This is a genomic window from Vibrio limimangrovi (assembly GCF_054064025.1).
In genome coordinates, this window is sequence record NZ_JBSUGF010000008.1 from 582,504 (window position 1) to 603,594 (window position 21,091).

Sequence of the window (21,091 nt, forward strand, 5' to 3'; positions counted from 1 at the left end):
TTACATCACAGAGTTTCTAACTTAATAAACTTGTTATTTTGGTCAGTTGTTAGTCTAAACTGGCCTTTAACACCCAATTGACTAAGAAATGGTCTGAATTTGGTCGCGGGCAACTGCAATCTTAATCCGTTATGGGTCACGACTTGGATAGTGTTTGAAACACCAGAGTAATGTGAAAGAAATGTTTGATACGGAATGTTAAGAGTAAAATAGTAGTACTTCATGAAAGAAAAAACGTGATAGAAAAAGGGTGGCTTTTATGGCCACCCTATTCTTTTATGGATTATTCGTCCAGCGCTTTACTGACTTTTTCAAACAAATCGTTTGCCAGATTGTCCATCGCTTTTAGCTTTTCAAGTTCCGCACGGATCAGAGCCTGACGGCGCTCATCGTATTTACGGAATTTAAGCAGTGGATCGATCAGGCGCGAAGCCACTTGAGGGTTGGTATCATTTAACTGACGAAGAATCTCGCCAGCAAACTGATAACCAGAGCCAGACTTATCGTGGAAACGTACAGGGTTAGAACCTAAGAATGAACCAATCAAGCTGCGAGTACGGTTTGGATTTTTCAAACTAAACGCTTCATGAGACATGGTAGCTTTGATATTTGCTAGTGCATCTTTTGCCGGGTTACTACCTTGTAAGGTAAACCATTTGTCCATAACCAGACCATCATGTTTCCACTTATCGCTGTAATCCGCCATTAGTGATTCACGGCATTCAAGTTGTGCGCTATTCGCCGCTGTCATTGCTGCAATTGTATCTGTCATGTTGTTTGCAAATTCATACTGCTCTCGAACAAGTTGATTGCCTTTTTCAGTATGTGCCAGGAATTGCAGACACTGATTCCGCAGCGCTCGCTTACCAATAGAATCGTGATCTATCGAGTACTCTGCTTGTTTTAAAGCGTGGTATGTCGCACTTAGCTCCTGCTCCAACTCTTTGGAAAGTGACAGTGTAATTGCATTCAGTACAGCATCAACGGCATCGATATCAATCTGTTGATACCAACCAGTGATTTCATTAATTGAAGGCAGTGAAAGCACGTGTGCTATAAACGCTGGCTCAAGGTTTGCGTCAAGCAATACCTCACGGAATGCATCAAGCACTTCTGCTGAAAGTTGTACTTCCTGACCGGCCTGGACATTCAGCACATTTTGACGGATGTATTTTGCCAATAGCATTTGGCTGGCATCCCAACGAGCAAAGTCGTTAGTTGCATGCTTCATCAGGAAAATAAGCTCGTCATCGCTGTAATTGTATTCCAGCTTAACCGGTGCCGAGAACTCTCGTAGCAAGGATGGTACTGGGTTCACTTGCACATTTTCAAACACGAATGTCTGCTTGTCTTGTTTAATATCCAAAACATTGTGAACAGATTCACCGTTGATGATCAGAGGAATGACCTGCCCTTTGGTATCGTAAAGTTCGATATCAAATGGAATATGCAGTGCTTGTTTTTCTGACTGATCATGCGTCGCTTCAGTAAACTGCTCTACGGTCAGAGAGTATGTTTTCGCCTGTGCATTGTACTCACTTCCTACGCGCAATGTTGGCGTGCCAGACTGGCTATACCATAGGCGGAATTGTGTAAGATCGACACCCGTTGCATCTTCCATTGCAGAGACAAAGTCTTCACACGTCGCAGCTGTACCATCGTGGCGTTCGAAGTAAAGCTTCATGCCTTTCTGGAACCCTTCTTCACCTAGCAATGTATGGTACATCCGAATCACTTCGCTACCTTTTTCATACACAGTTAAGGTGTAGAAGTTATTCATCTCGATCACTTTATCCGGACGAATAGGATGTGACATCGGGCTTGAATCTTCTGCAAACTGAGGACCACGGATAATACGCACGTTATCGATGCGGTTTACAGCACGTGAGCCAAGATCAGACGAGAACTCTTGATCACGGAATACAGTTAAGCCTTCTTTCAAGCTTAGCTGGAACCAGTCACGACAAGTCACGCGGTTACCAGTCCAGTTGTGGAAGTACTCGTGACCAATGACTGCTTCAATACCAAGGTAATCACGGTCTGTTGCTGTTTGGTCATTGGCCAGTACAAACTTAGAGTTAAAGATGTTCAGACCTTTGTTCTCCATCGCGCCCATATTAAAGAAGTCCACAGCCACGATCATATAAATATCCAGATCGTACTCAAGACCGAAACGCTCTTCATCCCACTTCATGGAGTTAATCAGCGAAGTCATCGCATGTGGCGCACGATCTAGGTTGCCTTTATCAACGAAGATTTCCAGATCGACATCGCGACCTGACATTGTGGTGAACTTGTCACGCAGCACATCAAAATCACCTGCGACCAATGCAAATAGGTAGGCTGGTTTTGGATGCGGGTCTTGCCATTGCACCCAGTGACGACCATTTTCTGCTTCGCCTTCTGCTACGCGGTTACCGTTGCTAAGCAAGTATGGGTAAGCCCCTTTGTCTGCGATGACTTTTGTGGTGTATTTTGCTAACACATCTGGGCGATCCAGATAGTAGGTAATGCGGCGGAAACCTTCTGCTTCACATTGAGTACAGAAAGCACCTCCAGATTTGTATAAACCTTCAAGTGCTGTGTTTGCTTCTGGATCAATCTTAGTGATGATCTCGAGTTCAAATTCAGACGGAAGATCGCTAAGAACTAAAGACAACTCTTTAACTTCGTGGTGTGCCCAGTCTTCGCCATTTACTTTAACAGAACGAAGTTCTAACCCTTCACCGTCTAATTTTAGTGAGGTTAACTCACCCTTTTGAACTACCTTTGAAACGGCAGTGACGATTGTGTCGTTGTCATAAAGATCAAAAGTAAGATTAATTTCAGTAATAGTATGGGATGGCGCTTTATAATCTTTACGATATTTGGCTTGGGGAGCTTGGGACATGTCCATAAATCCTTGTATGTCGAAGAATAAAAACCACTTCTTTAGATGAACGGACTCTGAAGTGGTATCAATATATAAGCTATTTGTATGGGTTGTGGTATCAGAATACAAGTCTTTCTATAAAAAATAGAGCTAATAGTGCTCTAGCTCTACATTCTGATTAACATTTACACAACATTTATAGTCTTCACTGGTCACAAGTCACGGTGAAACAATTTAAGTGCGTTATTTATTGTGTTACTCGATTTAAAACCGCGTACATATCACCATTTGAGTCTTCTATCGTCAACTCGTTTTTATTGAGTCTATAGGTAGTACCATGCTCTCCGTTTTCATACAAAAGAACTAGATACTCATCCTCGGTATAAAACACACCTTGTTTAACAGACTCTTTCCCTGCCTCATTTGATACCCGGAACAAAAATACAAAATCCGGCTGAAGAATCAAATCCATATGATTGATTTTACTCGCAGCTAATCCATCGCCAGAAACGTAGGAGCTAGACCACATACCGGCCAGCGCATTTGAAAGACCTTTGGTGAAAGTCACACCGTTAAGATCGAGCGTGTTGTGATTATTCTGGTAGGCGTATACTTGAGGCTCATTCGTATTTAGGCCAAGAACAATAGTATCTTCGTTAACGTTATACATTCCTTCCCAGTGATCAACTGAATAGTCTTTCTTTTGAATATCTATGGAAAACATATAGTCAGATCCCAAAGACAATTTTATGGCGCGAAAGTTTTCCGCCGACTCTCCCGGATTTGGATTCAGCAGATACCAATCCCCAATGAGAAACGGGGTGTCAAAATGACTTAATTCTTCTTCTCTCTCTCTGGTGTTGTCTGCACTGAACACACTAAAGCAAAAAAAACTAAGTAAAATAAAGAACCATTTCATACCGGCATCCTTATCGTTTTCTTTTAGCTTAGGCTTTAGCCGTCGTTTTCGCGAAATATTGGAGTTGCATCACGTAAATTATTAGTACAAAAAAAGCGCATATTTATCTAATTATTCAGCTGAAACACAGACTAAATGAGAATAAAAAAAGAGCGAGTCGTCAGGACTCGCTCTTGTGGTATTGAATTCCTAGTCGTTATGACTGATTCGGCGCTTTTAGCAAATCAATCATAATTGAGACAGATTCCTCAAGATATACATCTGGCGCTTCGTAGTCTTTAGGCACATCCTCTAATGACTTAAATGGCTTTTTGCCAGAAACTTTTTGACGTTCATTAATGCGTTCTAGACGAAGTGCATCTTCAGAATCTTGTTCAGCTTTACGTACTTTTTCGTTAAGAGACAAGTAGTTGTTATCTTTCTCTTTGCGATATTTTTGAATATCCTCGTTGATAAAACGGAATTCCATCTCATCCGCGATACGCTTGTTGTGTAACGTGGTCAGCGTTTCAACTAAGGCTTTATTGCTTGGGTAGGTATCGTAAATTGCTTTGTCGATACTATCCCAAGGCAAGGCATTTTCCTCAACACTTTCACCAGTTTCAGAAGCTTCAATAGGCGTTGGATAAGCAATGTCAGGCGCGACTCCACGGTTCTGAGTACTACCCCCATCTATGCGGTAGAACTTTTGAATCGTGTATTGCACATAACCTAGCTCTTTATCAAAAAGATCATATATATGATTCAATGAACGATGTTGTTGTACCGTTCCTTTACCAAAAGAATTTTCACCGAGAATGATTGCGCGGCTGTAATCTTGCATTGCAGCAGCAAAGATTTCCGATGCTGACGCGCTATAACGGTTAATCAAAACGGTTAATGGACCGTCATAGCTGATTAGCCCATCAGTATCTGCATTGACCTTAATACGACCATAACTGTCGCGAACTTGCACGACCGGACCATCCTTAATAAACAAGCCCGTTAGTGCTGTTGCTTCCGTTAATGCACCGCCGCCGTTATTACGCAAATCAACAATGACACCATCAACTTTCTTAGCCTTTAATTCTGCAAGCAGTTTATCTGTGTCCTGAGAAAGACCAACATAGAAACTCGGAACTTCTAATACTCCGATTTTCTTTCCGCCTTTTTCAATAATTTCCGATTTAACAGCACGGTCTTCCAAACGTACTTTGTCTCGGACAATAGTGACAATATAACTCTTGGCTCCAGAGGCTTCTGGCAATATCTGCAGGTTAACCTTGGTCCCTTTCGGCCCTTTGATTAACTCAACAACATCATCTAATCGCCATCCAATAATGTCGACAATCTCTTCACCATCTTGGCCAACACCAATGATTCGGTCACCTTCACCAAGTTGTTTGCTCTTTGACGCCGGTCCACCAGCAACTAACGAGCGAATCACCGTGTAATCATCGGTTAATTGTAAAACGGCACCAATGCCTTCCAGTGAAAGATTCATCTCTGACTGGAACTGTTCCGCGTTACGTGGAGAAAGATAGCTAGTGTGAGGATCGACCTGTCGTGCGAAGGCATTCATGTAAAGTTGGAATGCGTCTTCATTATTGGTCTGAGTGATTCGCTTCATCGCGTTGTTGTAACGCTTCTCTAAAACTTCTTTGATTTCTGGCCATGCTTTACCAGTCAGCTTTAGATTTAGTGCATCGTATTTAACACGCTTACGCCATAACTCATTGATCTCTTCCTCATTCTTCGGCCATGCAGCCTCTGAACGATCAAGTTCAATCTGATCATCATTATCAAACTTGATTTCATTGTCGAGTAACGTCAATGCGTAGGTGAAACGCTCAAAACGTTTTTGCATTGAAAGATTATAAACATCGAAAGCAATCTGGTTATTACCAGCTTTGAGTTGATCATCCAGTTCTACAGACCAATTTTTGAAAGAGTCCATATCTGCTTGAGTGAAAATATTTCGATTATAATCAAGCATTTCTACATAGCGTTCAAAAATCGCTTTGGAGAAATCATCATCCAGACTGAAGTGTTTGTAATGAGAGCGGGTAAAACGAGAGGTGACTCGTTTGCTAGCCGTTTCGTGCTGAACTTCAGGAGTTAGCACCGGCAAGTCATCTTTATGTAGTTTGGCTTCGAGAGCCTGAGCTGATGCTGCTAGCCATAAGCTAGCAGCGATCAGGGTCACTTTTGAACGGCAATTCATGCGTAGGAGTATCTCCCTTATGCGCGCAAGTGCTCCGCTTTCACAACCATTTGTAGGCCGTTAGCTAGTTGAACACGTACATCATCCTTATTGACTTCAACAATGGTCGCTGCCATGTTTCCTTTGCCCATGTTCACGTTAACTGCATTACCTACTGTGATTTCGTCAGCATTTAGCGCGCGTGTTTCTACAGGCTGAGTTTCTTTTTGTACTTTTGGTTTGTTAGCGCGACGAGGCTGTTGAGGCTTTTTAGCCGCTGGTTTCGCTTTCGCCTTACCCTCTTCACGAGCTTTCTGTACTTGTTCTTTACGACGAGCTTGAACTTTCGCTTTGCTTTCAGTTAATGTCGCTTTTGCGTGTTCTACGTGTTCCTCTTCTAGCTCACCACATGGGTTGCCATCCAGATCAACACGTACCGCACCTGGTTTTACACCGTGTAGGTAACGCCATGATGAAGTGTACTGTCTTAACGCTGCACGAAGCTGAGTTTTGCTTACTTTTTCGTCTTCATTTAGACGTTCCGCAAGATCTTGAAAAATACCAATTTTCAGGGGCTTTGCTTCACCTTCTAAAGTAAAGCACTTAGGGAAACATTCAGCAATATATGCAATAACTTCTTTGCTGTTTTTTAACTTTTCAGTCATGAGGGTTCCTGGTTTGAGCGGATTTCCGCAGAGCATTAAGAAAAAATATTCTCGTATTATAGTGACATGCCAAGGAAAAACCACACTCGTGGACTAATTTATGCGTTGTTCGCGTGTGAATTAAGCAGCTTTTCTACTTCGGACATAAAATGGGTAAGGCCTTCTTCATCTGTTTCACTGAATCTACCGACATTTGGGCTATCGATATCAAGCACACCCGCAACTTTGCCATTAATAGTAAACGGAATCACAATTTCCGAATTGCTTGCTGCATCACACGCAATATGTCCTTCAAACTCATGAACGTCATATACTCTTTGTGTAGTGTTAGTTTTTGCAGCAGTACCACAGACACCACGTCCCATTGGGATGCGGACACAAGCCGGCTTACCCTGGAAAGGACCAAGAACCAGTTCATCACCTTTTGTCAGGTAAAAACCTGCCCAGTTTAGGTCTTCTAGCTCCATAAACAGAAGAGAGCTCAGGTTCGCCAAGTTAGCAATCAGGTCTGGTTCTGATTCAATAAGAGCAGCAGCTTGCTTGGTTAGTCTTTGATATTGTTCTATGTTCATATTAACTTCCTACTTATTAATAACGCTTCCATTATTAAGGGATAACGTTAAAATGCAGACCTACTTTTAAATAGGACTTATTCGCAATTACGATGATTCAGAAAGATGACACTATTAGCCGTTCTTGGTTGATAACACAAGTAAAAAAGCACAAGTCCAAGCTTATTCTAGCGAACTTGATTGCTGTTTTGGCGACCCTGATTAGTGTTCCAATCCCTCTTCTTATGCCATTAATGGTGGATGAAGTCTTATTGGATCAACCAGCCACTGGCATAGACGTAATGAATTCCATGCTTCCAGAAGCGTGGCACACGCCTACTGGCTATATTTTCTTTACGCTTTTATTGGTTGTTCTGATGCGAGCCGCTAGTCAGGCACTCAACATCGTTCAAAGTCGTCAGTTCACTTTGGTTTCCAAGACCATCACCTTTGAAATACGCAGCAAGATGATCGACAAGTTGGGTCGAATCAGTATTCGCCAATACGAAACCAAAGGTAGCGGTGGGATCAACGCTCACCTGATTACTGACATTGAAACTATTGACCAATTTATCGGTTCAACGCTCGCAAAATTTGTCATTAGTTTACTGACTGTCATCGGAACTGCAATCGTTCTCCTTTGGCTCGACTGGCGTTTGGGTCTGTTTATCTTATTGGTGAACCCCATCGTCATCTATTTTTCACGAAAACTTGGCAGCATGGTCAAGCACTTAAAACGCAAAGAAAATCACTCGTTTGAGGTTTTTCAAAATCGTTTAGTGGAAACGTTGGATGGTATCTATCAGCTGCGTGCGGCCAACAAAGAGCGCGAGTTCCTCCAACAACTTAAAAGCAGTGCTGATCAAGTCCGATTGGATGCGGACAAATATGCCTGGCAATCTGAAGCCGCTGGACGTGTTTCGTTCCTGCTCTTTCTGATTGGTTTCGAATTATTCCGCGCCGTTGCCATGCTCATGGTTCTATTTAGCGACTTAACCATTGGTCAGATCTTTGCCGTCTTTGGTTACCTCTGGTTTATGCTGTCTCCTGTTCAGGAATTACTGGGCATCCAGTTCTCCTGGTACAGTGCCAAAGCGGCGTTAAAACGTATTAATGACTTATTGCAGCTAGAAGAAGAACACAGACCGCCATCGAAAGTAAATCCATTCACCGAAGACAGGGAAGTTGATGTGAAGGTAGAAAACGTGAATTTCTCATACAACAACGACCATAAGGTTCTGGACAACCTGTCGTTGCATATTCCAGCAGGTAAAAAGGTGGCATTGGTTGGAGCGAGTGGCGGTGGTAAATCTACGTTGATTCAATTGCTGATAGGCGTCTACCGTCAAAATTCCGGTAGCATTCGTTATAATGACGAATTAACGGACGATATCGGTTTTGAAGTGATCCGCAACAAAATTGCTGTGGTATTACAGCAACCTATATTATTTAACGATACCTTAAGGCATAATCTCACTCTTGGTGGTGACTTTGATGAGATGTCTTTGTGGCGAGCTCTTGATGTGGCGCAACTGCAAGATGTGATTTCTCAGCTTAACCACGGGTTAGATACACAAATTGGTCGTAATGGGATCCGTTTGTCAGGCGGTCAACGTCAGCGTCTTGCGATAGCGAGAATGGTGTTAAGTAATCCACAATTTGTGATTTTGGATGAAGCAACGTCTGCGTTGGACACAGCGACAGAAGCAGCACTGCACAAGGCTCTAACGGAGTTCCTTCGCGGCAGAACGACGCTAATTGTCGCGCATCGCCTGTCTGCGGTGAAACAAGCCGATTTGATTTATGTACTTGAAGATGGAAAAGTGACTCAAACCGGAACCCATGGTGAGTTAGTTGAGCAAGAAGGCTTATATCAAACTTTATATGGGGGCATTCAGTCCCACGCTTAAATCATTTCATTTAGAGAGGTCGTTATGACCTCTCTGTCTAAGCACGCCATGAAACCTAGCCGGGTACGTTTGTGTCAAGGGTGCGAGCTTCCCGTCGACATCATCGAGCTACCTAAAGGAAAACATGCCTACTGTCCTCGATGCGGCACACAATTATATCGTGGTGGTCAGCATAGCCTGTCCGGCAACTTGGCGGTGGCGGTTACTTGCCTTCTTCTATTTATCCCTTCGCACTTTTTTAACTTCATCAGCATCAGGCTGTTTGGTGTCATGATTCCGGCAACTTTGCCATCAGGAATGATCGCACTGATGGAAGAAGGCTTCGTTCTGCTTTCCTTGCTGATACTGTTTTGCAGTTCTTTAGCCCCTTTTACCGTTTGTGCCTCTGTCGTGACCGCTCATATTTCACTTCATAAGCGCTGGTTTAATGGGTTGCGTATCTCTCTCTGGCTGATTCAGCATCTCAAGCATTGGGTAATGCTGGATGTATTCCTGGTCAGTATAGCCGTCTCCTGTTTCAAACTTCAGGACTATTCCGATATCTTTGTTGGCCCCGGCTTAATTGGCCTGGGTTTATTGCAAATATTCACGGTTCTACTTATCTCCCGAATCAGTGTGCGCCGTTACTGGGAAAGTTGGCAGCCCGAGACAGACTATGAGTTTGAACACAAAGATGTGCATTGTCACGAGTGTCACTTATCTCAGCCTGAAAATAAAAACTGCCAGCGTTGCGGTCATGAGTTGTATCACCGTAAGCCTCACTCCATTCAGAAAACGTGGGCGTATTTGATTGCTGCGACGGTCTCTATTTTCCCAGCCAACCTTATCCCTATTTCGATTTTAATAACCAACGGTCAACGTCTCGAAGACACCATATTTTCGGGTGTTGCCTCTTTGGTTAACAGTGGCATGTATGGTATCGCCGCAATTATCTTTGTTGCGAGTATCGTCGTTCCCGTGGTCAAAATTCTTGGTCTTGCTTACATCATGCTGTGTATAAAGTTCAAGCGCTCGGTGTTCAGGCGACAACGAATGATGGGTTACTTTGCTGTAAAATGGATCGGTAAATGGTCAGTCATGGACTTGTTTGTTATTTCCATCATGATGACCTTGATCGATCGCGGTCAAATACTCGACTTCACGCCAGGACTTGGCGCTGTCGCATTCGGTTTAGTGGTGGTATTTACCATGCTAGCCGCAGACAGTATCGACCCAAGACTTATCTGGGACCAAGCCCCCAAACAATCACAAAAAGAGTCAATTAATGAGTGATCAGAACAGTTCTCAAACGTCATACGTGCCAGAAATTAAGAGGAGTAAAGGTATCTCTCCTCTTTGGCTGCTTCCGATTTTGACCATGGTATTAGCCGGCTGGTTGGTAGTGAAATCGATCCACGATGCTGGGCAACGTATACAGATATACTTTTCCGATGCTGCGGGTTTAGTCGCGGGGAGGACCACCATTCGCTATCAAGGGATGGAAGTGGGTATGGTTCGCGATATTAACCTGACGGAAGATCTCGGCAGTATTTATGTTGATGCGGATATTTACCCGGAAGCGACAAAACTGCTCAATGAGAACACCCGCTTTTGGTTGGTTAAACCAACGGCTAGCCTTAGTGGCATTTCAGGGTTAGACGCACTGGTTTCGGGTAATTACATTTCGATCCAACCAGGTGACAGTGACGAGTTCAACACCGTCTTTCATGCCCTCGAAACCATACCAACCGACTTAAGAGTGACGCAAGGACTCAATATCAAACTCAAAAGCCGGGACTTGGGTGGAATATCTATCGGATCTCAGATCGTCTATAAGAAAATTCCTATCGGAGCAGTGTACAGTTATCAATTAGATGACGATGCAAAATCACTGACCATTCAGGCAAATATTCAGGAACAGTATCGACACATCATCAACGACCGCAGTCGATTCTGGAACGTGAGTGGTATTGGAGCAAATATCGGTTTCGATGGTGTCGACGTCCGTTTAGAAAGTATGAATGCCCTACTTGGCGGTGCCATCGCCGTTGACTCTCCTGACGATGGAGAAGCAGTGGAAGAAAACACCGAGTTCCGTTTATACAAAGACTTGAAAACCGCTGGCCGTGGTATCGCGGTTAAAATTGGTTTACCTGATGGCAATAACATCAGTGGTGAAGGCGCGCCTATTATGTATCGCGGCATTGAAATCGGCCAGGTTACCGACCTAAGTCTTTCTGATGGTCGAGAAGTGATCATCGCGTCTGCCGCCATTCAACCCGCTTTCAGCGATATGCTGACAACGGGAACTCGATTTATCCTCGAAGAAGCGAAGGTTTCACTTTCCGGCGTAGAGAACATCGCCAATTTAGTTCGCGGCAACTATCTGACCATTGTTCCGGGAGATGGTGAACGATCTCGCCAGTTCACCGCGATCCGTAAAAACGAGTTCAATCAACAACAACAAAAATCCATCGCAATTCGTCTTATATCAGACAATTCGTTTGGATTAGATAGCGGTGCTAACGTGCTTTATAAAGGCATCGTTGTCGGCTCCATTATTAACGTCGGCTTAGTTGAGGAAGGTAAAAGTACGCAGCATGAAGTCTATATGGATGTTTTGATTGATCATGAATACAAACGTTTAATCAAATCGAACAACCGATTTTACGTTACTGGCAGTGCTTCTGCTGAGCTAACGGAATCTGGGCTGAATGTAACTGTACCGCCGGCAAAACAATTACTTACAGGTTCAATTAGCTTTGTAAGTGAAGGATCGGCAAGTATTCAGAACGAGTATCAGCTGTTCCAAAGTGAATCATTAGCGGAACTGGCGCAATACAACCGCCGAGGTTCTCAATTGCTTACCCTATACGCAGCCGAATTGCCTTCTGTTGCAAAAGGCAGTCCTTTGCTCTACCGCAACCTTCCGGTCGGTAACGTGGCAGATTTCCATTTGGTCGACGGTGGCGTTGTCATCCAAGTAAGTATCGAAAATCGATTTGCTCACCTTTTAACACCTCAGACGGTGTTCTGGAATCGTTCAGGAATTGAGATAGATGCATCACTTGCTGGTGTAAGTGTCAAAGCTCAGCCTCTGAAATCCATCATTCAAGGTGGTATAGCGTTCGACTCTGTTCCTGGGGTTGAAAACAAAATCGGTCAACATTGGAAGCTATATGCCGATCAAAAGACAGCTCGCAAGTTTGGTCGAGTTATTTCGCTAACAACAGACGGAACTCAAGAAATCGAGAAAGGCATGCCTATTACTTACCAAGGTGTAAACGTAGGTGAAGTGACACTCGTAGTGCCAAACTTTCAACGAAAATTAGTTGAAGTAACCGCACGTATCCTGCCTGAATATGTAGCAAATATTGCGGTTGAAGGATCACGTTTTTGGTTAACGGAACCGGAAATCGGGCTTGGCGGTGTGAAAAACCTCGCAGCTTTGGTTGCTAAGTCGATCAGCGTTGAACCTGGAAAAGGTAATGCCGCATTTAGTTTCCAATTAGAGAAACAGTTTGATCAAGTCCACGGTGTGGCGTTCACGCTTCAAAGTGAGCAACGCGGTTCAGTAGAGGCCGGTACGCCTGTGCTTTACCGACAAATGGAAGTGGGTCAAGTGACAGACGTTCGCTTAGGAGAGTTTGCAGATCGCATTGTTACGACCATTAAGCTCAAACCCGAATATGCCTATCTTGTGCGACAGAATAGTGTGTTTTGGAACGTATCTGGCGTCGATGTTTCCTTTGGACTGACAGGCGCAAACATTAAAGCAGGGACGATTGATAGCATCGTCCGAGGTGGCATCGCCTTCTCCACGCCTGAACAATCGCAATTGTCGCCACCTGCGAAAAGTGGTCAGACTTTTTTCCTTTACCCTCAGGCAGAAGAAAAATGGGTACAGTGGCGTACCCCCATTCCTAAACCATAGGAACAACCCCTTAACATAGAGCAGCAATCGCTGCTCTTTTTTACTTCCCATGGCCGGGGCTATTCGTTTCTGCATCGCTTTCGTATATTATTTGCAGCAAATTCTGCAAACGAGACTCCACATTGCATCCTAACGTTTACATCCCAGACGCATTTCTGGAAAAAATCCAAACCATCTTACCTGCTCATCTTAACATGGAAGACTTTGTGTCTGCGTGTCAGAGGCCTCTACGCAAAAGTATTCGTGTAAACACACTCAAGATAAGTGTCGAAGACTTTATCCAACGCGCACAAGAGAAAGGATGGAAACTCTCCCCAGTGCCTTGGTGTACTACGGGTTTTTGGATTGATGCAGACGAATCGGTTGTACCGCTAGGAAACACAGCAGAGCATATGTCTGGATTATTCTATATTCAGGAAGCAAGCTCGATGATGCCTGTGTCTGCCCTGTTTATGAATGATGAGTCATACCATTCAGTACTTGATACGGCTGCCGCTCCTGGTTCGAAGACGACACAAATCGCCGCTCTGATGAATAACCAAGGCGTGCTTGTTGCGAACGAATATGCAGCCAGCCGCGTGAAAGTTCTTCATGCGAACATTGAACGTTGTGGTGTTCGCAATGCGGCACTCAGCAACTTTGATGGTCGAGTATTTGGTGGCTGGTTACCCGAACAGTTCGATGCAGTACTTCTGGACGCACCATGTTCCGGTGAAGGTACTGTTCGAAAAGACGAAGACGCGATGAAAAACTGGACACAAGCGTCGGTGTTAGAAATTGCAAATACGCAAAAGGATCTGATAGAAAGCGCATTTCATGCATTGAAACCGGGCGGAGTCATGGTGTATTCAACCTGTACGCTGAGCACGGAAGAAAACCAACAAGTATGCCAGCATTTGAAAGACACATTTGCTGAAGCGGTCGAGTTCGAAAGTCTGGAAAACTTGTTTGAAGATGCCAAAGCCGCGCTCACCGAAGAAGGCTTTTTGCATATCTTCCCTCAGGTTTATGACTGTGAAGGATTCTTCGTTGCGCGTATCCGTAAGACAGCTTGTGTTGATGCTCCACAAGTGAAAAAGCGTATGGGTAAGTTCCCGTTTGCTAAAGCGACCAACAAGGAATCCGCAGAGATTGCGAAACAGCTTAATAGTGCACTAGACATTGAGCTTCCAGAAGACAGTACGGTTTGGCTGCGAGATAAAGATGTGTGGCTGTTCCCTAATGCGTTAGAACCGATGATCGGCGAGCTACGATTTTCTCGAATGGGAATAAAAATCGCTGAAGCACACAAAAATGGTTACCGTTGGCAACATCAGGTCGTTACGGCTCTGGCAACTGGCGAAGAAGATAATGCTATCGAGTTGTCAATCGAAGAGGCCCGCGAATGGTACATGGGACGTGATGTCCGTCCACAGAACATTCCTGAGGACATAAAATCCGGCAAAGGCGAAGTTTTAGTGAAGTATCAAGGAAACATCATCGGCTTAGGAAAATGGGTCAGTAATCGCATTAAAAATGGTCTGCCGAGAGAATTAGTACGAGATAAAAACTTATTTTAGTTTTTGTGAGAAACGATAACTAATCGATAAATAAGAAAAAAGCCATCGCAATCACACGATGGCTTTTTTGTTGCAAGCATGAAAGCGGCCTGGGGCTCTAGCTATCCAAGTGGTCTGTACTAAACTAAATGTATTAACACAATAAATTGATACTGATTGTGTTTATACGTAACCCCAAGAAGAATAAGGTTTTAGCGTAGGCTCTTCGGAGCCATTTTCCCCTAGGCCCAAAGTAAGGAAGAGTTTGGGCCGTTTTTTTTGTCTGTCATTTCACTGGATTACAGGGACGGACAGCTTACGCCAAGCGAATGCCATCTTTTTCAATCACGATCTTACCCAGCTTGTATAACCCACCTATCGTCTTTTTGTAGGTGCCCTTGCTGGTACGAAATGCTTCGAAAATCGCTTCTGGAGAAGATTTGTCATTCAGTGGGAGAAAACCGCCTTTCTTCTCTAACTGCTCTAGGATCTTAGTTGAAAGGTCATCCATTTTAGCGACCCCCACTTTTTGCAACGCCAGATCAATCTTGCCATCTTCACGGATTTGCTTAATGAACCCTTTCAGCTTTTTACCGATATACAGCTTACCAAAAACGTCGGATGGGAAAATCATACCCCAGTGCTCACCGTTGATAATCGCTTTGTAACCCAGTTGACTACGTTCCGCGATGATCAAATCAACTTGCTGGTTCACTTCGTAGTTGGCCGGTGTCTTGTCGAGCCATTTATTGAACTTAGTTGTACCAACAATACGGCCTGATGCTTTATCTGTGTATACGTATACCAAAATAGTCTGGCCGGCAGAGAAACGTGTGCGCTGTTCACTGAACGGAATCAGCAAGTCCTTATCTTTGATACCCCAGCTAACAAATGCGCCGGTCTTGTTCACGCCTTCGATTTTCATCAGGCCCCACTCACCGACCTGAGCGATGGGTGTTTCAATGGTCGCAGCCAGTTGGCTTTCTGAATCAAAGTACAAAAATACGTCGATCTTGTCGCCAATCTCGGTACCCTCAGGCACGTGTTTGTTCGGCAGCAAAACAGAACCGTAATCATCACCATCCAGAAATACGCCAAAATCAGCCTTTTTAATGACTTCTAAGCTGTTAACTTGACCAATTTTAATCATTGATATTGTCTCTTTTTAAATTTACAAGGAATTATACCTAAACTAACAAGAAAATCAGAGAGAAAAGCATACTGCTCTGTTATGCTGTTATCGTTCTATGGATTGCCAGATGCATTCTCTTTGCAATCTTGCACTTATGGAACCGTACGATTTTCAGAACAAAGGATACGTTAGCAAAGTCAGGAGTTTATTTTTGGTCAACGTCGATAAACAAGACTCAATCACTTTAAAAATTAGCCATGCACTCGCAAAAAGTAAAAGCGTCGATCTTGATATTTACTTCTTTATACCCGGAGAGCTTGGTCTCAATCCCGACATCATCAGTGAATCCGAATTTTATTACACATCCATTACTCAACAGCGATCCTATTACAGTACCGAGATTCTGCTCCCTTTGGTTCACAGTCGATTAGCAAAACGAGGCCGTCTGTCCAACCAACAATATCGTGTCAGTTTGAGTTTATTTGCTTATCAATACGTCATTGCTCTGGACAAAGCGGTTGCGAGCCTAAACAAGCTAGAGAAAGACTCCGTTACCGAAGACGAAGTAGATGAAGTTATTGAGTTAGCTATCGATATATTAAAACGCCTTCGCCGTTCAATTCCTTATGAAGAGAACTTAAAACGATACTATGTGAACATCGATAACTATTTATCCTGGTACACCGAGCAAAAATTCTTATCTCTGGTCGCTCATCTGCCGCGAGAAGGCGATTATAGTACAATAAAGCAACGCTTAATTACCCTTTGTGAAAAAGAACAAGCGCACCGTCAACTGAATAAATACAACTCTCCGAGAGTACTTGAAGAAGTAACCCGTCTCTCGAACAAAATGCGACTATTGAGACGCCTTATCGAGCACCCTGTCGTGTTGCGTGAACAAACGATCTCTATGGGTAAAAACATAAAACGTGCGATTAAAGGATTTGCGACAGGCTTAGTGATGGTCTTCGTGACATCGACCGTAATCCTCGCGCGGGACTATCTCGGTGAAATTTCAGCGTCTTTCATTATCGCGATGTCTTTCATTTACGCACTACGTGAAATTTTTAAAGATGATCTCCGCGACGCGATGTGGCGTTGGATACGTAAAGGAAAGCCGAAATGGCGTAAAAAATACATCGACCCGACAACCAAGAAAGTGGTCGGCAGAAAACTAGAGTGGCTCGACTACAGAACACTATCCAGTTTGCCAGATAAGATTCAGCAAATCCGTAAGAAGAGAATCGTGCAACGTGAGGAACAAATACTCCACTATCACGAGAAAACAGAGATGGCGACGTCGTTGTTTTTAAGCGGTTATGAGCAAACACGCGAAAGCTTATACATCAGCTTAAGGCCCATCATTCGTCTGATGGATAAAAGTTCAAACCGGGTCTATCGCTTGAATGAAGGACAGGTCACGAGAGAATCCGTAGAGAAACGTCATCTGATCAATGTGATTGTCAAAGAAGACAACCACACCGATGAACCGATCTACTATCGTTGGAAGGTGGTTCTAAACCGATCAAAGATAGTATCGATTGAAAAAATAGAATTGAGCTAAACAAACAAGTTAACGATTAAGCAGCCTTCTTTTTATGTTGTGCTGCTTTTTTTAGCGAAAGTGTCAAATAGAACTCGGCCATTGGCTCATCACCATGGAGCGATGGACAAAGTGCCATAATTTTCACATCACGGTTAATACGTTCTCCCGTCTGTAAGGTGTAATCAAGCATCTCATCGATCAATTTTCCGTCGTTACAGACAAAATGTACGTCCGCTTCTGGTCGTTTCAGGAACTCAGCTTTTACCCCTTTAAAAGCCAGCGAAATAGGCTCACCTTTCTCCTGAGCTTTACTCATCGCTAAAAAAGCACCAGCGACATCAGCCCCAACTGCCAAGGCGCCGAAATACATGCTATTGAGATGATTCTTGGTTCTTTTACGTAGTGGAATTTTCACTTCAACATGCTGCTCGTCGATCGCAATAATCTTCGGACGACATAGCCAAATTAACGGAACTTTTGTGAAACCGAATACCTTCAAGTAAAGGTTTGCACGACGTACTGCAGATAACATTTTGGTCTCCTTACCAACCTAACTCAGCCAGTTAATCAAACACACGTTTTAATGTCAAAGAATTGTTAACAAAACCTAGACCTGAGTATTAATTTTATCAACACTATCGCCCAAAACTAAGTGACACCGTCACCATTGAAGATAAAAAGGCACTCGCAAACTAAGTCCTTAATATCGCGTAAATATAATGAAATCAGATGAAGCACGAATGCTTCGCCGCACCAACAAACAATGAACTCAACTGTACATTCAGATGTAATTTAAAGGTGATAAGCTAACGGCAATTTGTTGCAAAAGCGTAATAAAGCCAATGTGATAGCTGATATTTTGGGTATTTAAGGCGAAGAATCCCGGCAAATGGTTTATTCCTGCCGGTAATTCCGTTATCTTTACCCCTTCGCAATAGAGAATAAAGCTATAAGATGCCTATAAAAACAGATGAATTGAGAACCCAGCCTTTGGGGCCAATGCCTACCCCAGCAGAGCTAGGTAGTATATACCCTATTACGGATGACGTTGCAGACCGCATTGCTAACTCTCGTCGTCAGATTGAAAAGATCTTAACGGGTGAAGATAATCGCCTTTTGGCTATTGTTGGCCCATGCTCTGTTCACGATACAGAAGCTGCTATCGACTATGCTACGCGCCTGAGCGAAATTCAGGATAAGTATAAAGATGAGCTGTTTATCGTGATGCGCACTTACTTTGAAAAACCTCGTACAGTAGTAGGTTGGAAAGGCTTAATCACTGACCCTAACCTAGATGGCTCCTACGCTTTAGAAGCAGGACTTCACAAAGCGCGTAAACTGCTACTGGATATCAACAAGCTTGGTCTTGCAACGGCTACTGAGTTTCTTGATATGATCACAGGTCAATACATTGCGGATTTGATCACCTGGGGTGCTATCGGTGCTCGCACAACTGAATCTCAAATTCACCGAGAAATGGCGTCGGCACTTTCATGCCCGGTTGGTTTTAAAAACGGTACAAATGGTAATGTAAAAATTGCGATTGATGCAATTCGTGCATCTAAAGCATCGCATTACTTCTACTCTCCGGACAAAAATGGTCGCATGACGGTCTACCGTACAAGCGGCAACCCTTATGGTCATATTATTTTACGTGGCGGCGAAAAAGGTCCAAACTTTGATGAAGCATCTGTTAAGCAAGCGTGTGATGCATTAGCTGAGTTCGATCTACCACAACGTCTGGTTGTTGATTTCAGCCACGCAAACTGTCAAAAGCAACACAGAAAGCAGATTGATGTTGCTCGCGATATCTGTAACCAAATAAAGTCAGGCAGTACCCGAATTGCAGGTATTATGGCAGAGAGCTTCATCGTCGAAGGTAATCAGCCAATGACTGACATCAACAACCTGACATACGGTCAATCGATCACTGACCCTTGTCTGAGTTGGGACGATACAGTAACGATGCTAGATATGCTGGCGGACGCTGTAAAATCCGGTAAGTAATTAAGTAATATCCATCACACAAGATAATCAAGGAATCTTCATGCCATCGTTTGATATTGTTTCAGAAATCGATACCGTTGAACTGCGTAACGCCGTTGATAACGCGAACCGTGAACTGTCTACTCGTTTCGATTTCCGAAATGTAAATGCGAGCTTTGAGCTAGTAGAAGAAAATGTGAAAATGTCCGCTGAAGGTGAGTTTCAGCTTAAACAAATGCGTGACATTTTACGTGGTCACTTAGCGAAACGTAGTATCGATGCAAATGCTATGGACTCTAAAAACCCTGAAGCAACAGGCAGAAACTGGCATCAGAATATCGCTTTCCACCAAGGTATCGATACGCCAACCGCAAAGAAACTTGTTAAGTTAATCAAAGATGCAAAACTCAAAGTACAAGCCTCTATCCAGGGCGATAAAGTACGTGTAACGGGTAAAAAGCGTGATGATCTGCAAGCGACAATTGCAGCCATTCGTGAAGCAGAATTAGGTCTACCGTTTCAGTTCAATAACTTCCGTGATTAATGTTAGTTCGTAGCTAATGTTTCTTAGTTATTAGAACATTGCGTTGCGCTCATTAACACCGAAAGATTAAACGCCGACGAGTAGTGACCGTCGGCGTTTTTGTCTTTATCAGATAACAAGGTCTTGCCCTTGTAGCAATATAAATTCACTGGTGCCTTGAGGGATAAACACACAAACACGCGTATTTTCTTTTCTCGCCTTTGAGAGCATGTCTGACAACTCAGCTGCATTTGAAAAAGACCCTCTTTCCGCGTCTCTTCTCACTAATTCCATGACATCGGCCTGACAACGTGTTGAGTAAAGAGCCAGCTCTGCCTGCTGCATATAACGAACTGCTTTAATTGGTAACATCTCAACATCTTTGCCGACATGGATCCAAGTGCAACTGCCCTTTTCATCCAATGGGTTAGCCATCGTTGCTTTATAAATGGTTTCCAGCTCTCGATTATCGCGCGCGTTTTCTACGTCTGGGTTCGCAAAGAATTGCTCCCAAAACTTACGTCGTAAATCGACACTTGGCAGTGCTTCTTTAATTGAGTTGCGTTTGGAATTAGCAAACTCTGCCAACAAACCCATATTTTGAGGAAGAATAGCTTCTAACTTCTCGCGAATATTACGAATGAGCACTGGCGATGCGCCACCACTGGAAATTGCGATCTGAATGCGGCCGCGATTAATCATAGAAGGCGTGATGAAGTCACAATAAGGCTTGTCGTCCACCACATTGACGAGAATACCCAGCTCTTTGGCATCTTTATAAACCTTGTGATTTAAATCCGGATTGTCAGTGGTCGCCCATACTTGTACAAAGCGCTTTGTGACAATGTCACTAGAATAGAATCGTTGAATCCATCTCAGTTGATGCTCTTGTGCGAGTGTAGACAGGTAATCTACTAATGACGGTGACACGATAGTAACATCTGCACCAGCCTTCAACAGGGCTTCTACTTTGCGGCTCGCGACTTCACCACCACCGACGACGAGAACGGGCTTATTTATTAAATCTAAGAACAGAGGAAAATATCGCATTTTAACTCGTGATTACTCTAATTAACTGTTGAAAACCATGCTACCAAAAATGGGGCAAGGTAATAACCCAATTTCAGTTCCTTAAATAATTTTTGTTCGAATTTTGACTGAAGCCAACCGAGGTTGGCTAATGACAGTTCTAATAACGACGTTTTATGCTCTAAATTTACTCATATTTTTATTAAATGTTCTGATGCACCAACTTGACTACCGTTTGCACTATTTACAAACAATTAACATTTCGTCATTCTAAAACCTAAGGATATTCGTAAGCTCTCTTAAAACTCCATTTAAATTATACAGT

At 43.4% G+C, this 21,091-nt stretch carries 16 protein-coding genes; 7 read left to right on the plus strand and 9 right to left on the minus strand.

Features of this window, described 5'->3' with window-relative positions; translation table 11 throughout:
- Nucleotides 1–5: 5 nt before the first annotated feature.
- The 6 genes from ACWYU8_RS13435 to ACWYU8_RS13460 all read right to left on the minus strand — a co-directional run bounded on the left by ACWYU8_RS13435 (nucleotide 6) and on the right by ACWYU8_RS13460 (nucleotide 7,210).
- The gene (locus tag ACWYU8_RS13435; RefSeq protein WP_457520158.1) at nucleotides 6–224 is read right to left on the minus strand and encodes a DUF2835 domain-containing protein; all 219 of its coding nucleotides are present in this window, start codon (nucleotides 222–224) and stop codon (nucleotides 6–8) included.
- A gap of 59 nt (nucleotides 225–283) precedes the next feature.
- The gene (gene pepN / locus ACWYU8_RS13440) at nucleotides 284–2,890 is read right to left on the minus strand and encodes an aminopeptidase N (RefSeq protein ID WP_457520159.1); all 2,607 of its coding nucleotides are present in this window, start codon (nucleotides 2,888–2,890) and stop codon (nucleotides 284–286) included.
- 229 nt (nucleotides 2,891–3,119) lie between these two features.
- A complete protein-coding gene (locus ACWYU8_RS13445) occupies nucleotides 3,120–3,791 on the minus strand; it encodes a hypothetical protein (RefSeq protein ID WP_457520160.1) in 672 nt (223 codons plus the stop codon).
- Between the two features lie 196 nt (nucleotides 3,792–3,987).
- Complete coding sequence (gene prc, locus ACWYU8_RS13450) at nucleotides 3,988–5,994, minus strand: carboxy terminal-processing peptidase (protein ID WP_457520161.1); 2,007 nt, start codon at nucleotides 5,992–5,994, stop codon at nucleotides 3,988–3,990.
- Between the two features lie 17 nt (nucleotides 5,995–6,011).
- A complete protein-coding gene (proQ, locus tag ACWYU8_RS13455; RefSeq protein ID WP_457520162.1) occupies nucleotides 6,012–6,638 on the minus strand; it encodes an RNA chaperone ProQ in 627 nt (208 codons plus the stop codon).
- Nucleotides 6,639–6,736: 98 nt separating this feature from the next.
- A complete protein-coding gene (locus ACWYU8_RS13460) occupies nucleotides 6,737–7,210 on the minus strand; it encodes a GAF domain-containing protein (protein ID WP_457520163.1) in 474 nt (157 codons plus the stop codon).
- 92 nt (nucleotides 7,211–7,302) lie between these two features.
- On the opposite strand from ACWYU8_RS13460, the gene ACWYU8_RS13465 reads away from it, so the two are divergent.
- The 4 genes from ACWYU8_RS13465 (at nucleotide 7,303) to rsmF (ending at nucleotide 14,571) form a co-directional block, all read left to right on the plus strand.
- Nucleotides 7,303–9,099, plus strand: a complete 1,797-nt coding sequence (locus tag ACWYU8_RS13465; RefSeq protein ID WP_457520164.1) for an ABC transporter ATP-binding protein — start codon at nucleotides 7,303–7,305, stop codon at nucleotides 9,097–9,099.
- Nucleotides 9,100–9,123: 24 nt separating this feature from the next.
- Entirely contained in the window at nucleotides 9,124–10,371 is a 1,248-nt protein-coding gene (locus tag ACWYU8_RS13470; RefSeq protein ID WP_457520165.1) for a PqiA/YebS family transporter subunit, read from the plus strand.
- Nucleotides 10,364–13,012: an MlaD family protein gene (locus ACWYU8_RS13475; protein ID WP_457520166.1), complete on the plus strand. Its 2,649-nt coding sequence runs from the start codon at nucleotides 10,364–10,366 to the stop codon at nucleotides 13,010–13,012. The genes ACWYU8_RS13470 and ACWYU8_RS13475 overlap by 8 nt, the downstream gene beginning before the upstream one ends.
- Before the next feature lie 122 nt (nucleotides 13,013–13,134).
- Nucleotides 13,135–14,571 (plus strand): 16S rRNA (cytosine(1407)-C(5))-methyltransferase RsmF, encoded by a 1,437-nt coding sequence (rsmF, locus tag ACWYU8_RS13480; RefSeq protein ID WP_457520167.1) that lies wholly within the window; start codon nucleotides 13,135–13,137, stop codon nucleotides 14,569–14,571.
- Between the two features lie 295 nt (nucleotides 14,572–14,866).
- Here the strand turns inward: rsmF and ACWYU8_RS13485 are convergent, their stop codons facing one another.
- Nucleotides 14,867–15,700: a CvfB family protein gene (locus tag ACWYU8_RS13485; protein WP_457520168.1), complete on the minus strand. Its 834-nt coding sequence runs from the start codon at nucleotides 15,698–15,700 to the stop codon at nucleotides 14,867–14,869.
- 193 nt (nucleotides 15,701–15,893) lie between these two features.
- Between ACWYU8_RS13485 and ACWYU8_RS13490 the strand changes: the two genes are divergently transcribed.
- A complete protein-coding gene (locus tag ACWYU8_RS13490; RefSeq protein ID WP_457520169.1) occupies nucleotides 15,894–17,246 on the plus strand; it encodes a hypothetical protein in 1,353 nt (450 codons plus the stop codon).
- Nucleotides 17,247–17,262: 16 nt separating this feature from the next.
- On the opposite strand, the gene ACWYU8_RS13495 is transcribed toward ACWYU8_RS13490, so the two are convergent.
- Complete coding sequence (locus tag ACWYU8_RS13495; protein ID WP_457520170.1) at nucleotides 17,263–17,760, minus strand: PaaI family thioesterase; 498 nt, start codon at nucleotides 17,758–17,760, stop codon at nucleotides 17,263–17,265.
- A 422-nt stretch (nucleotides 17,761–18,182) separates the two neighbouring features.
- Between ACWYU8_RS13495 and ACWYU8_RS13500 the strand changes: the two genes are divergently transcribed.
- Entirely contained in the window at nucleotides 18,183–19,235 is a 1,053-nt protein-coding gene (locus ACWYU8_RS13500; RefSeq protein WP_457520171.1) for a 3-deoxy-7-phosphoheptulonate synthase, read from the plus strand.
- Between the two features lie 40 nt (nucleotides 19,236–19,275).
- A complete protein-coding gene (locus ACWYU8_RS13505; protein ID WP_457520172.1) occupies nucleotides 19,276–19,758 on the plus strand; it encodes a YajQ family cyclic di-GMP-binding protein in 483 nt (160 codons plus the stop codon).
- 108 nt (nucleotides 19,759–19,866) lie between these two features.
- Here ACWYU8_RS13505 and ACWYU8_RS13510 read toward each other — a convergent pair whose 3' ends face one another.
- Entirely contained in the window at nucleotides 19,867–20,787 is a 921-nt protein-coding gene (locus ACWYU8_RS13510) for an NAD(P)-dependent oxidoreductase (protein WP_457520173.1), read from the minus strand.
- Nucleotides 20,788–21,091: the final 304 nt, after the last annotated feature.